The 15,023-nt window shown below is 33.6% G+C and carries 14 protein-coding genes; all 14 read right to left on the bottom strand.

Annotated features, from left to right (window positions below; all coding sequences use genetic code 11):
* Window positions 1–298: 298 nt before the first annotated feature.
* The 14 genes from WMO31_RS11105 to WMO31_RS11040 all read right to left on the bottom strand — a co-directional run bounded on the left by WMO31_RS11105 (window position 299) and on the right by WMO31_RS11040 (window position 15,017).
* Window positions 299–1,006: a hypothetical protein gene (locus WMO31_RS11105; RefSeq protein ID WP_367999732.1), complete on the bottom strand. Its 708-nt coding sequence runs from the start codon at window positions 1,004–1,006 to the stop codon at window positions 299–301.
* Between the two features lie 180 nt (window positions 1,007–1,186).
* The gene (locus WMO31_RS11100) at window positions 1,187–1,960 is read right to left on the bottom strand and encodes a hypothetical protein (protein WP_367999731.1); all 774 of its coding nucleotides are present in this window, start codon (window positions 1,958–1,960) and stop codon (window positions 1,187–1,189) included.
* 14 nt (window positions 1,961–1,974) lie between these two features.
* Window positions 1,975–3,435 carry an RHS repeat-associated core domain-containing protein gene (locus WMO31_RS11095; protein ID WP_367999730.1) on the bottom strand — a complete coding sequence of 487 codons (1,461 nt, stop codon included), beginning with the start codon at window positions 3,433–3,435 and terminating at the stop codon, window positions 1,975–1,977.
* An 80-nt stretch (window positions 3,436–3,515) separates the two neighbouring features.
* On the bottom strand, window positions 3,516–3,857 hold the full coding sequence (locus WMO31_RS11090) for a hypothetical protein (RefSeq protein ID WP_367999729.1): 342 nt from the start codon (window positions 3,855–3,857) through the stop codon (window positions 3,516–3,518).
* Between the two features lie 18 nt (window positions 3,858–3,875).
* Window positions 3,876–5,498, bottom strand: a complete 1,623-nt coding sequence (locus WMO31_RS11085) for an RHS repeat-associated core domain-containing protein (RefSeq protein ID WP_367999728.1) — start codon at window positions 5,496–5,498, stop codon at window positions 3,876–3,878.
* Between the two features lie 207 nt (window positions 5,499–5,705).
* Entirely contained in the window at window positions 5,706–6,983 is a 1,278-nt protein-coding gene (locus WMO31_RS11080) for a M16 family metallopeptidase (protein ID WP_304000473.1), read from the bottom strand.
* A gap of 94 nt (window positions 6,984–7,077) precedes the next feature.
* Complete coding sequence (locus WMO31_RS11075; RefSeq protein WP_367999727.1) at window positions 7,078–8,346, bottom strand: RHS repeat-associated core domain-containing protein; 1,269 nt, start codon at window positions 8,344–8,346, stop codon at window positions 7,078–7,080.
* Window positions 8,347–8,499: 153 nt separating this feature from the next.
* On the bottom strand, window positions 8,500–9,207 hold the full coding sequence (locus WMO31_RS11070; protein ID WP_367999726.1) for a hypothetical protein: 708 nt from the start codon (window positions 9,205–9,207) through the stop codon (window positions 8,500–8,502).
* Window positions 9,208–9,342: 135 nt separating this feature from the next.
* Window positions 9,343–10,200, bottom strand: coding sequence for a hypothetical protein (locus WMO31_RS11065; protein ID WP_367999725.1), 858 nt, complete (start codon window positions 10,198–10,200; stop codon window positions 9,343–9,345).
* A gap of 178 nt (window positions 10,201–10,378) precedes the next feature.
* A complete protein-coding gene (locus tag WMO31_RS11060) occupies window positions 10,379–11,527 on the bottom strand; it encodes an ABC transporter permease (RefSeq protein ID WP_367999724.1) in 1,149 nt (382 codons plus the stop codon).
* Window positions 11,524–11,946, bottom strand: coding sequence for a hypothetical protein (locus WMO31_RS11055; RefSeq protein WP_021883112.1), 423 nt, complete (start codon window positions 11,944–11,946; stop codon window positions 11,524–11,526). The genes WMO31_RS11060 and WMO31_RS11055 overlap by 4 nt, the downstream gene beginning before the upstream one ends.
* A 13-nt stretch (window positions 11,947–11,959) precedes the next feature.
* A complete protein-coding gene (locus WMO31_RS11050; RefSeq protein ID WP_101028734.1) occupies window positions 11,960–12,799 on the bottom strand; it encodes a carbohydrate ABC transporter permease in 840 nt (279 codons plus the stop codon).
* Between the two features lie 10 nt (window positions 12,800–12,809).
* The gene (locus WMO31_RS11045; protein WP_173018949.1) at window positions 12,810–13,577 is read right to left on the bottom strand and encodes a carbohydrate ABC transporter permease; all 768 of its coding nucleotides are present in this window, start codon (window positions 13,575–13,577) and stop codon (window positions 12,810–12,812) included.
* A 105-nt stretch (window positions 13,578–13,682) separates the two neighbouring features.
* Window positions 13,683–15,017 carry an extracellular solute-binding protein gene (locus WMO31_RS11040; protein ID WP_367999723.1) on the bottom strand — a complete coding sequence of 445 codons (1,335 nt, stop codon included), beginning with the start codon at window positions 15,015–15,017 and terminating at the stop codon, window positions 13,683–13,685.
* Between the last annotated feature and the right edge of the window lie 6 nt (window positions 15,018–15,023).

Genomic DNA, 15,023 nt, shown 5'->3' with positions numbered 1-15,023 from the left:
TGTGTTGTAAAGCCTTCGCAAAGCAACATAAATATTGCAAAGCCTATCCACACTATCGGCATATATTGCTCCATAGAGCTGTCACCCTCCTTTTCGCATAATTTTAACACAATATTATATATTAGTCAAACTATTTTATGCGTTTTCTATCGAACATTTTCATCATTCAAAGCAGTCCGTCTTATATTATGTTTTGAGGTTTACTTGTATTCTATTCAAGCATTAAAAAGGAGGCTCTTTCGAGCCTCCTTACCGCAAATGTTCTACCCTACCTTATTGTAAAAAGTGTCTTAGTAAGTTAATTGATGTTATATATTTTTGCATAATATGCCTTAACTAAAGCGTCTATTATATTAATGATTAAGCAGACAGCACCAATATATTCAGTTAGTGCAATCAAATCATTAAATATCACAGAACTTATAGCACCATTTTGACCTAAGAGGCTAATAACAGGTTTTATAGCGATGGTAAGAGCAACTGCTATCATTCCTGCAGGGAACGGTTTTCCATTGTAAACTATTTCCTCGATTTTCGGCAACTTTTTCTCAAACAAATACTTTACATAGATAAAATAACAAAGAACATATATTACAATCTTAAATATAACATATATCACATTAAATGCCGTAATCTTAAACTCAATAAAACATGAAAGTAAAAGCATGGTAATTGAAACATAAAAGAATGTCACTCCCCTGTTTAGTATCACACTCCATTTAGTTTTATAGTGATAGATAAATACGGTTACAATTGACATAATGCAAGACAAAATTCCTGCAGTAATAAGAAATGGTACTACACGATCATCAAAAACCGAGAAACCTTCAAATGGGTTAACTTGCATCATAAATATCTGAAAGGTTATAATTAATACCATTAAAAAGTTGTATGCAAAATAGCTTAACATTTTAAATATTAAGTCAGGAATTCGCATTGATAAATATCTGAGATTCACAAATGTTTTAATTTTGCTATAGCTATATGTTTTAATATCAATATTCATAATCATCTATGCTACCTTTTAATTCCAAGATTTTATATGTTCTCTTCCTATTTTTCCGTTCCATTCAATTCCATCAACCAGTACGGAAACTCTTTCGAGCCTCCTTACCGCAAATGTTCTACCCTATTCCGACTGATACTTTGTCTGAACATAACTTAATATAGTTTTTAACAAATTATATTACTTTTTTGACTTTTGATTTGTTTTTGTAACTTCATCCAAACCTATAAAGTACATACCTTTTCTTTTTGTTTTTTCAAGATGGATTTTTTCCGAATCAACAATCAAATCCGTATAGGAATTATTTTCAGGTTCGATAAAACAGAATATTCTGAATTTACCGAAAGTTACGGTTTTGTCGGCTTTATGAGCAGAATCGGAATATGCGAGAATATTCGTTTCTCTATTCGGAACTGCTACAAAAAGAACCTGCTCACCTGTCTTTTTATCCCGCAATTTACAAGCTCTGATAAAAGTGTATTCGTTTGAATAATTACTCTCAGAAAAATCAATATGTTCAAATACAGTATATTCGGCATTTCTGTTTATCATAGAAATTTTATTGTTTTTCTTTGTGTAAACGGCAGGTATAATTATTTTTGATTTCTTATCTAAAGAAACAACAAATACATTGCTACAACCCACCATAAACTGAAATAACACCGAATGTTCGTTCACTCTTCGATTATTTTTAGAAAATAGAACTTCGTCACTAATATCAGCAAAATATTTAAATCTGTATTTGTGCCGATCAATATATTTATATAACATACAAATCATCAAAACAATAGGTGAACAAGCAAGTATTATTATGTAAATAGACGAATCTCTTGTTTCGGCTGGACTAATAATTTTATTACTGTTTCTCTCAATCAATGTCACAATAAACATGATTACATAAAAAACACCAACAACTATAAAAGTTATTACCGCATATTTTTTATTATTTTTCATATTTTTAATCCCGATCAATAATAAGACGGACTGCTGCATTGCCAATACTTATTTCCTATTGGGCGACCACAAGACCTACACTGTGTCTGTTTTTTAGGAAGTGGTTTAGGAGCAGGTTTTGGGTTTGAAGGAGCATACACTTTTGGCTTAAAACTACGAGAATTATCCACCACATTTTCAATTGAAGTTGACCAACGATTAACTCTTTGATTTGAGTTATTAACATTGTAATTGTAATGATTTCCACTGGATGTTTTAAAGACATTTGATATACTAGCAAAGCCCATAGTTAATAAACCATCAACTGCAGAATGCTGAACAGCTAAATTAAAATCTTCACCTTGCATTGAATATTTTATAAAAGAACCAGTAAAACTGACACCACCTTTTATTAATACACCAGCTACAGCTCCAACGCCCAAAACATCTACTGCACCAAGCATAGCACCCGTTCCAGCACTTACAAAAGCTGAGCCCCAATCAACTTCATCAATACTTTTACCAGATATAATTTGGCCAAAAAACTCAGTAGCCCCCCCAATAAGAGCTCCAAAGATTATAGACGAACCTGTAGGATCAGAAGAATAAATAGGATTATTAGCGCAATATGCAAAAGTATTTCCGTCAAGAATAGATGTACCAGCCTGAAAATAACCATCGGCATTGATAAAACGGTGAGTTACGGCATCATAGTAACGGCTCATCAGGTAGTAAAGACCTGTTTCTGTGTCCTGATAATAACTTCTGTAACGGAACGGATTCAAATTACCGATATGGTTCGGGTTTGTGATTGCATTTCCGTTATTATCGGTTATAGAAATCACATTACCCCAAGCGTCATATTCATAGTGCGCTTTGAGTTCACCCACTCCGTTATAAATTCCGACAATATCGCCACGGGAATTATGGGTGTAATAATACGAATATTCGGTACCGCCGTCAGTCAGAGTATATCTGACATTATACAAAATTCCGTTTGCATCGTATGAATAATAGAACTTTGCGTCGCCACGGGTTTCATACAATAGCTGACCATTGAGGTACGCATATGTGTATTTTACTCCATTTACGGTTTTAGTTGTACGAACACTGTCACTGTCATAGCCATAGCTTATGCTTGTATCACCGTTTGTGAGTGTTGCAAGCTGTCTGCCGTTTTTCCACGTCATTGACATTCCGTCACGGTATGTAAGCGGATTACCGATTTCATCATAGGTTATGCTCTGTCCGTTATATGATGTGAGAACATCTCCCCAATTTGAATTGTTGTATTCATACGCATTGCTTGTTGTACCGTTTGAATCGGTAACAGTTTCGGATATAAGGTTACCGCCGGCATCGTAAGTGTAGTTATAAACTTTGCCGTTCAGCTTATCATTTACGCTAACAAGCTGATTCATCATATCGTAACCGTAATGATACTGTAAAACTCCGTCTTTGGTAACATCGGTAATATTACTGTGTGCATCATACATTTTGTGTCAAAGGAGGCTCTTTCGAGCCTCCTTACCGCAAATGTTCTACCCTATCTTGTTATAAAAAGTATCTTAATAAGTTAATTGATGTTATATATTTTTGCGTAGTAAGCCTTGACAAAGGCATCAACCATGTTAACAATTAGGCAAACTGCAATTAAATACTCAAAAAATGCAATAAAGTCATTAAATGTAGCTGTGCTAAGACCACCATTTTGACCTAAAAGGCTAATAACAGGCTTTATAGCAATGGTAAGAGCACCTGCTATCATTCCTGCAGGAAACGATCTTCCATTGTGAACTATCTCCTCAATTTTTGGCAACTTTTTAAATATTAAGTCAGGAATTCGCATTGATAAATATCTGAGATTCACAAATGTTTTAATTTTGCTATAGCTATATGTTTTAATATCAATATCCATAATCATCTATGCTACCTTTTAATACCAAGATTTTATATGTTCTCTTCCTGTTTTTCCGTTCCACTCAATTCCATCAACAGCTATTGAAATCAAAGAGCCTGCAACGAAACCGAAGAAAGCACCAACAGGTCCACCTACACATGTACCAATAAGTGTTGTAACTGCAACTGGGGCTCCAGTACACAAAACATCTGTCGCTATGTCATAACCAACTTTATCCCACTGGTTTCCTGATGTTATATCAGAAGTAATCTGGCTAGACAAATTATACGCTATCTGATGAGCTGAATACACATTGGAACAATACAGTAAATCTGAAGAAATTTTTTGGGTTAAAAAATTTGTTTTGCGCGTAAAAAGCTGATTTGAGTAATCTAAACCTGAACTAATTGCTCCCTCGCCAACAGTAGTAATTATTCCATCGCTTTTAAGTTTCCAATCAGGTATATCTTCTTTATAGCCATAACCCTGCTTCATAAGTTTGGTTAAATATATTATGTCGTAATCACAGCTATGCGGATTGTTCATCATATCTTCTTGCAAATCATAAACTGATTTATCCCCATATTTATCCATATACATTATTGGGTTATTTTTACAATATGCAAAAGTATTAGCATCTAAAATGCTTCCGCCTGACTGGAAATAACCGTCGGCGTTGATAAAGCGGTGGGTTACGGCGTCGTAGTAACGGCTCATCAGGTAGTAAAGACCTGTTTCTGTGTCCTGATAATAACCTCTGTAACGGAACGGATTCAAGTTACCGATATGGTTCGGGTTTGTAATTACATTGCCGTTATTATCGGTTATTGAAATCACATTACCCCAAGCGTCATATTCATAATGTGCTTTGAGTTCACCCGCGCCGTTATAAATTCCGACAATATCACCACGGGAATTATGGGTGTAGTAATATGAATACTCGGTATCGCCGTCAGTCAAAGTGTATCTGACATTATACAAAATTCCGTTTGCATCGTATGAATAATAGAACTTTGCGTCGCCACGGGTTTCATACAATAACTGACCGTTAAGGTACGCATATGTGTATTTCACACCGTTCACGGTTTTAGTTGTACGAACACTGTCGCTGTCATAACCATAGCTTATGCTTGTATCGCCGTTTGTGAGCGTTGTAAGCTGTCTGCCGTTTTTCCATGTCATTGACATTCCGTCACGGTATGTAAGCGGATTGCCGATTTCATCGTAGGTTATGTTCTGACCGTTATATGATGTGAGAACATCTCCCCAATTTGAATTGTTGTATTCATACGCATTGCTTGTTGTACCGTTTGAATCGGTAACAGTTTCGGATATAAGGTTACCGCCTGCATCGTAAGTATAGTTGTAAACTTTACCGTTCAGCTTATCATCTACGCTAACAAGCTGATTCATCATATCGTAACCGTAATGATACTGTAAAACTCCGTCTTTGGTAACATCGGTAATATTACTGCGAGCATCATACTTATATTCATACTTCTCACCGTTGATAGTTTCGGATTTCAACTTTGTAGTTGTATAATCCGAACCACGCTTACTCGCAAAGTAAGTGTATGTTGTATCAATAGGTGTATTGGTGGAAGTAGTCAGTGATGTTTTTGTAAGACGGTTAAGTCCGTCATAAGTATAATTAACCATTTTACCTGTGCTTAAAGTGAAAGTTGCAGGCAGGTTATCTTCAACGAATGTGAACTTGTTCTTTACAGTTTTATCCGTTGTCTTTGTTACAAGTTGTGTAAGGCGTTAGAGATTTTGTTCAGCTATCGTAGTAATAACCACGATAGCTGAACAGGCAGAATGTAGAAAAGTCAAAATAATATAGACCCACAAAAAATAATGTAATTATTATAATGTTTTTATCATTTTTTCAATAGAGTTTTTTACAAGCTTTTTATCAAGATTTGTTTGAATTAATAAGGAAAGATTTTTAGCAATAAAAATATCATTAGCGTATTTTTTTAAATCTTTTAACGTGATCTTTTCATATTTTTCTTTTCTTTTTATTGGCTCAGATATTACTGATGGATATAATACAAAATCACATAAAACATAATTGCTATTAAGCTCGTTAGAGTTGTCTAAATCAAATAATTGATTTTTTGTAAAAAAGTTGATGGATGTCAAATAATCATTTGTTGAAATTTCTTTTCTAAAATCTACAAGCGATTTAAAGAAATGGTGCAGACTTTCAATAAAGTCAGAATTATTTACACTGAAAGAAATTGACAGTCGGCGAAATCCACAATAGCATGTTAAATTAGTATAGATATCATCTGTAAAATTATAATTTTCTCTTAAAATCATTGACAGCAGACTTCCGCAACCTTCACCAAGTATACTTGAAAGAAGTCTTACAGTTTCATAGTTATAATCTTTATTAATATCAAAAAAGATTGTTATATCACTAATATCTGTATCATTAGAGATTAGTGAATACCTGTTACTGATATTTCTTTTTTCAAAATGCAGTGGATAACAGATAATTGTTTCGGCGAGTTTTCCAGAAGAATTAATTTGGGAAAGAATATTTTGAACTGTCAAAAAATCCTCGTCCGAATAATTACCAGTGATAGCTACACAAGAATTGTTGCTGCAAAAATATTTATCTTTCCAAGAGTTAATATCTTTTAAAGATATTGATTGTACAGATTCAATCGTACCCATAATAGTTTTTTCGTATTTGGTATCTTTAAAGTAGTAACTATCAATCCAATTATCAAATGTTTGATAATCATTTTCAATTTGCTTGTAAACAACTTCTTTTTCAATTTTAACTATATCATCAGTCCAGTCAAATTTATTTAGGCATTTTGTGATAAGTTTAAATGCTTTAATAAATGAGTCGGGTGTTACGGTGATTGAAAAGCTAACATAATCGTGAAATGTTTTTGCTGCAATTTCTGCTCCCATGCACTGCATTTCATAATACAATTGTTTCTGAGGCAAATTATCCCATTGCCTAAAAAACAAATGCTCAATCAGATGCGTAATTCCGTTATTGATTTGATCTTCATATAATGAACCAACTTTGAAATTAACGCTGATAGTAACACTATGAACATTATCAAGTTTCTGTGATATAAAAGTTATTCCGTTTTTTAATTTAACTAATTTCTTTTCCATATTTTAACCAAAAGCCTTACTGGCACTATCCCAAAGCAATGCAATAGTAGGTACAAGTGCAACATCATCCGCAACTCCAGCACCGGTAACATCATTACCTACTAAATATACCTACTAAATATATAACTGCAACCGCACAAGCTAAACATATACCAAAATTACCCATGCGCTCTTCAAATGGTGTTTCAGTTAAATGTTTTACTCCGTTGCCTTTAGGAACCCTACTATGTTCCTCGCCGTTGGGATGAGCAACATTACGTTCGCGATCGCCGGATTTTTGCCTGTTTTCTGACCCTTTTTTAGAGTCTTTTCTTGGTGTCCAGTTACTATCTCCTTTTGTATTTTTATTATTTTTAGAAGATTCAACACAATACTTGTTAGATTCAACATAATACTTGTTCCCAGAATTTGGACCGTTAGATTTGCAACTATTACAAAAACCCGGTACACCCGGAACTGCTGTTTTTATAACCCAATATTTACCGATATATGTTCCCTCACTCGTATATTGAGGTTCATAACATAAGCCCGTTGGATCTGCAAACATAATCGGATTATTACCACAATATGAATGCATATTAGCATCCAGAATATTACCGCCTGACTGGAAATAACCGTCAGCATTAATAAATCTGTGAGTAACAGGGTCGTAATAACGGCTCATTAGATAGTAGAAACCTGATTCTGTATCGTAGTAATAACCTCTGTAACGGAACGGATTCAAGTTACCGATATGGTTCGGGCTTGTGATTGTATTTCCGTTGTTATCGGTTATAGAAATCACATTGACCCAAGCGTCATATTCATAGTGCGCTTTGAGTTCGCCTGCTCCGTTATAGATTCCTACAATGTCGCCACGGGAATTATGTGTGTAGTAGTATGAATACTCGGTACCGCCGTCAGTCAGTGTGTATCTGACATTATACAAAATTCCGTTTGCATCGTATGAATAATAGAACTTTGCATCGCCACGGGTTTCATACAATAACTGACCGTTAAGATAAGCATATGTGTATTTCACGCCGTTCACGGTTTTAGTTGTACGAACACTGTCGCTGTCATAGCCATAGCTTATGCTTGTATCACCGTTTGTGAGTGTTGCAAGCTGTCTGCCGTTCTTCCATGTCATTGACATTCCGTCACGGTATGTAAGCGGATTACCGATTTCAACATAGGTTATGCTCTGTCCGTTATATAATGTGAGAACATCTCCCCAATTTGAATTGTTATATTCATAAGCATTGCTTGTTGTACCGTTTGAATCGGTAACAGTTTCGGATATAAGGTTACCGCCGGCATCGTAAGTATAGTTATAAACTTTACCGTTCATCTTGTCATCTACACTAACAAGCTGATTCATCATATCGTAACCGTAATGATACTGTAAAACTCCGTCTTTGGTAACATCTGTAATATTACTGTGTGCATCATACTTTTTGTGTCAAAGGAGGCTCTTTCGAGTCTCCTTACCGCAAATGTTCTACTCTACCTTATTGTAAAAAGTGTCTTAGTAAGTTTAATTGATGTTATATATTTTTGCGTAGTAAGCCTTGACAAAGGCATCAACCATGTTGACAATTAGGCAAACTGCAATTAAATACTCAAAAAATGCAATAAAGTCATTAAATGTAGCTGTGCTAAGACCACCATTTTGACCTAAAAGGCTAATAACAGGTTTTATAGCAATGGTAAGCGCACCTGCTATCATTCCTGCAGGAAACGATCTTCCATTGTGAACTATCTCCTCAATTCTCGGCAATTTTTTCTCTAACAAATACTTTACATAGATAAAATAAGAAAGAACATATATTGCAATCTTAAATATAGCATATATCGCATTAAAAACAGTAAACTCAAACGCAAAAAAACACGAAAGCAAAAATAATATTATAGAAACATAAAAGTAAGTTATAGCACTATTTAGTATTACACTCCATTTTGTTTTGTAATGATACACAAATACCGTTACAATTGACATAACACAAGACAAAATTCCTGCAGTTATAAGAAATGGTACTACACGGTCATCAAAAAATGAAAAGCCTTCAAGTGGGTGAGCTTGCATTGTAAAAATTTGAAGTGTTATAACCGATACCATTAAAAAGTTGTATGCAAAATAGCTTAACATTTTAAATATTAAGTCAGAAATTCGCATTGATAAATATCTGAGATTCACAAATGTTTTAATTTTGCTATAGCTATATGCTTTAATATCAATATTCATAATCATCTATGCTACCTTTTAATACCACGATTTTATATGTTCCCTTCCTGTTTTTCCGTTCCATTCAATTCCATCAACTAGTAAGGAAACTCTTTCGAGCCTCCTTTCAGCAAATGTTCTACCCAATATCAAAAATCAAACGAACAACAACGTTATACAATATGTGCAAAATATCAAAAGAACTAATTTCAATTGCAGAAAAATAGATATTTTTAAATTCTTTCTTACAATTATTTCGACACCTCTATATTTTACAATCTGACGATATTTTTTTAAAGTTAAAAGCAGAAAGCATAAACTAAAAAGCACACAGAAAATAAAAATCAAAAAGTTAATTGCATAACTGTCAACAAAAACATACCTAATATATATAATCGATAAAACTCCTATACAGGAAAATACATAATTAGGAACGGTGTAACAAAAAATAGTTTTTTCACTAAAATACTTTTCAAAAGGTGGAGAGATTGAAATATTGGTTGCATCAAATGCTTCTCTAGAATCATACATTCGCTTTAAGCCTATAATGATTTGATATATTGCAAAAATAACTATTGAGTATATGTACTGTAACTCTTCACTTTCATAAAATTCGGCGACAGACAAATAAATATAATTTTGCAAATGCGAATCAGCCAGTATCCACAAAGACAATATTTGAGTTATACAATACCACAAGATTAAGCTCATATAACACAACGGTCTTTTGCTTTGGTCATATTTTAACACATCATATTTTACAGTAAAAAATATGAGCAAAAAACTAATCAAGAGTAACAATATTGTTAAAACAATGCCAAACACATCTGCTGTTTTAATAGATTTATAGCATGGTAACATAAAGCTCAAAATACTAAAAATGTATAAATGAAAGCCACCAGTAATAATATTAACAACCATATTAACAACTGTAATCAAATAAGAAATCAAAAAAAGCAAAAGAGAAAGTAGATATACTTTCTTTTTTTTACACACCACACCACTTTCTTTCATTTTCACTACTCCATTTATTACTCAAATATGTCGATAAGGAAATTGTTACTAAAGAAGCTACCACTGAACATACCATACTTCCTCGCATAATTTTAACACAATATTTATATATTAGTCAAACTATTTTATTGCTATTTTATGCATTTTCTGTCAGATAAATTGTATGTGTCAAGTTTAGTTACTGCTTGTCGGTGTTTTTATGTTTATGAAGTTTTAATTCTGTCAAATTTAAAAGCACGGTTATAATACTAATCAAAAATATTATTGTCAGCCACAGTGACGCTGTAAATGTTCTTGAGAACAGATTTACAAGCATTGGATTTCCTGTTAGGCTTTGTGAGTTTAGTGTTTGTGCATTATCGACAAGCACATTCAGGTAATTTGAAATGTCGAAAATGTTATCATTCGGTATATATTTTGAGGGGATAAAAATGCTGAAATCACAAATATTAAACACAATCAAAAGCACGGCAGGTATTCCTGCAAAAACAAGCACAAGTGCAACATATTTTAGCGGAATATTTTTTAGCGATTTCAGAAAGTAGTTTAATTTGAGATTTTCTTTTATCTCCTCAAAAAATTTTCTACTGAACCTATACCACAACTTCAATGCAATAATGCTAAATCCGATAAATATTGCAAGGTATAAAATATGTTCAAATGACGAGAGCGTTTGATTTTTATCATTCAGATTAACCGAATAATACTGCGGCAAATCCATTTGCTCAACAATTGCTCCCGTATATACCGAGTTATCGTAAACAATCATATCAATCGTTCTGTCACCATAATTTTCGGATGTTGTATATGGAACATACACTCTCTGTTTGTCATCAGCAGAAAACTTATTTATTAAACTTTCGTTTTCACATATCACACCGCAAATTGTATATTGATTTCCGTCAATGCAAATCTTTTTACCTACTGCATCTGTTGTAAAAAACAGTTTGAGAGCAAGAGAACTTCCGATTATTGCGACCTTATCTCTGTTATCTATGTTTTTGGACGAAATATTTTCGCCGTTAATTTCGGTCTTATAATCCGAAAACCAGTTTTCATTCACAAGTACCGTAGTTACGGTTTCTTCCTTAACTTTTGTTTCTTTACCCTCGGAACAAAAAGCTATGCCTTTGTCAGTAATCCGTTCAAACAGCTTTTCAAGTTCAGAAACCGTTTTTGGAGCAGTTTCGGAATTTTTATCATAAGTTAATTGAGTAACATCAGGTAATTGCCCTTTTGCATTTTCAATAATTATAATATTCGCAATAAAAACGCTCACAGTCAGCAACAGCAGTAACAGAAACGAAACAACTTTTCTTTTGCTCACACTGTTTCCTCCTCAATATAAACGCTTGAACCGTTTTCTATACTCTTGGTTGTTTTATATACAACTTGACTGTCGCCAAAAAGTGAGTCCGATGTCACCTCGCAATACAGCTCGTCACTGTTACATATATCCACCGAAACCTCTTCAACTGTTGCATCACCGTTTTCGGTTTTATTTATAACAAATACTATTCCTGTATTGCCTGCCCCATCCACCGATGAAACAGGCAAAAGATAATGTGTTTTCATATCATTTGAACCTGCGGTATCGTCAATTACACCTGTTTGAACCGAAACCACTTTGACCTTTGGAAGAAGCATATTATTGATTGTTTTTGAAAAATATGTAAGTAATGCAATCACAATAAAAAATACAATTGAAAATTTCAACACTACGCTCTTTAGCTTATCTTTTTTCATAAAAACCTCTCTCCTATCCCTTATCAGTTCCGACAAACGGCGAATCAATATCCCTGTGTCCGTAAAGATAAATAAGCAATGCAGGAATCATAAATATAACTCCGCAGGCAAATATTATGCCGTAATCCGAACTTCCGACATCAGTAAGCGTTACGGAAAGCGGATACATACCCTCATTATCAAAATAAATCAGCGGTTGTTCAACTACATTCCAATTATCAATAAAGCAGAGCAACGCAAGTGTTATGAGTCCGCCCTTAATCTGCGGAAGAATAATATTAGTAAATATTTTCAAATATGACGCACCGTCAACTCTTGCCGCCTCAATTGCGGAATCGGGAATGTATTTTATACTTTGCCTCAAAAGACAAATTCCGAATGCAGAAAAAGTTCCGGGTAAAATTACCGCAAGAAAATTATTCAGCAAATTCATATTTTCAAGAATCATATAATCAGGCACAAGTGTTACCTGCAACGGCAAAATGAGCAAAATTATGTATATGAAAAACAGCTTGTCCCTGAACGGAAATTTCAATTTTGCAAAAGCAAAAGCCGCCAATGATGATACTGCAACCTGACCGATTACTGTCGGAAAAGTACAAACAACCGAATTCCAGAACTTCAACAAATATTCGGGTTTTCTGAAAAGAGTCTGATAAAACTGCTCCAAAGTTGCCATATTCGGAATCATATTGAGTTCTTTATATTTTCCGTCAGAAAAATTAAGCATTTCACTTACCTGTGAACCTGTCATAAATGAACAAGCAAGCATATAAATGACAGGAAACAAAAACAGCACAGTTACAGCAATCAGCAAAATATATTTTAGTATTTTCATAACCGTATCTTTCATAACAAACCTCTCAAGAATAGCTGTGTTTCCTTTCAAAGCAGAAGAAAATAAACAGCACAATAATTATAAACAGCGATAAGACAATTGATGCCGCCGACAATCTTGGATAGTTAAGATTGTAATAATTGTTGTTGATGAAATTCTGCAAAAAATACACATTGGTGTTTGGATAATCGCCAAACAAAGCAAATACCTCACGGAAAATTTTAAATGAATAAATAAGCTCCATCAGAAAAACAAAAAATGTAGTTGGCGCAATCATAGGTATAGTAATTTTAGTTACAAGCTGATGAGCTTTTGCACCGTCAAGCCTTGCACTTTCGTAGAGAGATTGCGAAACATTGGCAATGCCTGCCGTAAAAAGAATCACACAAAATCCGCAGTACTTCCACACATAAATAAAAACGATCATCACCATAGACCATTCCGAATTAAAAAATTCAACAGTATTAAATCCAAGTGAATTAAGTAATCCGTTGATTGCACCGTAATCATCAAAAACTAATTGCCACACGCAAATCAGAGATGCAATCGGAACTACAACAGGAATAAGCAATGCACTTCTGAAAAAGGAAGATATTTTATTAAAAGAATTAAGAAACAACGCTATCAAAAACGAAATCACCATTAACAACGGTATCGCCGTAACTGTAAATATACCCGTGTTTTTAAGTGCAAGCAAAAATGTGTTGTTTTGAAAAAGCTGTATGTAATTTTCTATGCCCACAAAAGTATCGCCGACATACAGGCTTTTGGTAAAACAAATTATGTACGGCATAATATAAAACACCGCTATGCCTAAAAAAGACGGTAATATAAACAGGTATGCTGCTATATGTTCTTTTTGTTTTCTTGTTAATTTAGATTTTCTCATAATTTATTCCTACTCAGTCAAATAAATTTCCGTTGCCGATGTAAGCTGACGAATAAATTTATCTTTTGATATACCTTTATTTATATAGTTGTCAACAATGTCACCGATAACATTGTCATTATAATATGAATGTGACACATCTTGATACAAAGTGCAAGCGTTTACATTATCGGAAATGTCAATGTATGCTTTCATAAAATCGTTGTCAATCCCGATAATTTTTCCGTCATCATCAGCTTGTTTTGAGGCACTATATTTTGCCTGTTCAAATGCCTTTTTGTTGACCGGAAAAGATATGTTTGCAGAATATGAAATTCCTTTTGCCCCGCACATTTTAGTTTGAACATCTTCAGAAAGTGCAAATTTAAGAAAAGCATACGCTTGCTTTTCAAAATGTGTATTGCTGTTTATTCCAAATCCAACCTGAACAAATGCGGAATAATCATTATCCGACTTAACCAATCCTCTGCAAATTACAGGTGTTTCATTCTCCGATTTATAATACGCATATTTTCTTACCATTAGTGATAATGAACGGTTTATGTAAAGGTCATCAAATATGAAGTCAGGAAAATCTTCTTTTGAAGCATTCAGCAATCTACACATTGTGTCAAGTTTACTTTTGAAATCATTGCTTTCAAAATATGTGACTTTATTTTCAAAATCGACATAGTTATTTATAAATCGGTTAAATAATTGCATAGGATAATTAAACATAGAATTTGTGTCATTGTAACCGCTTATAAAACCAAAATTTGCCTTTTCATTACTGAACGAAGAAAATTTTTCGGAAAGATTTTTATATGTCAAAACAGTATGGTTATCACAGGAAATATTGAACTTTTTCAACTTTTCCTGTGTTGAAACAAATACATCAGTCCCGTAAAACAGCGGTACAATATACCGTTTTCCGTTATAAATTCCGCACTTCATTATTGCACTGTTAAAATTATTAAAGTCTATTTTATCCGCTTGTGTGTTGTTATCGCAAAGCTTATTTACATCAAGAAATGTGCCGTTGTTTAATAGCTTTTCAAACGGTAATTTCTGATTGATTGAAATAATGTCGGGACCTTTTCCGGCCATAAGCTCAGTTGACAACTTTGTGTTTATTTCATCTTCCGAAGCAAATTTTAGAACAGCAATCTGATATGATTTATCATAATTTTGCAGGCAATAATTATTGTGTATTTTTATCAGATCACAAAAATCATCACTGTCATTAGATGTGTAATAGGTCATTCTATTTTTCACATCACCAAAATTTTCGCTTTCGGTACACCCCACAAAATTCATAATCACGATTAAAACAAGCAAAAACAAACTGACAACCGATTTCTTCATCTCCAC

This window comes from Ruminococcoides intestinale, from assembly GCF_040095935.1.
Classification (GTDB): domain Bacteria; phylum Bacillota; class Clostridia; order Oscillospirales; family Acutalibacteraceae; genus Ruminococcoides; species Ruminococcoides intestinale.
The sequence above is the reverse complement of the archived record's forward strand: the minus strand, read 5'-3'. Positions and strand labels throughout refer to the sequence as shown.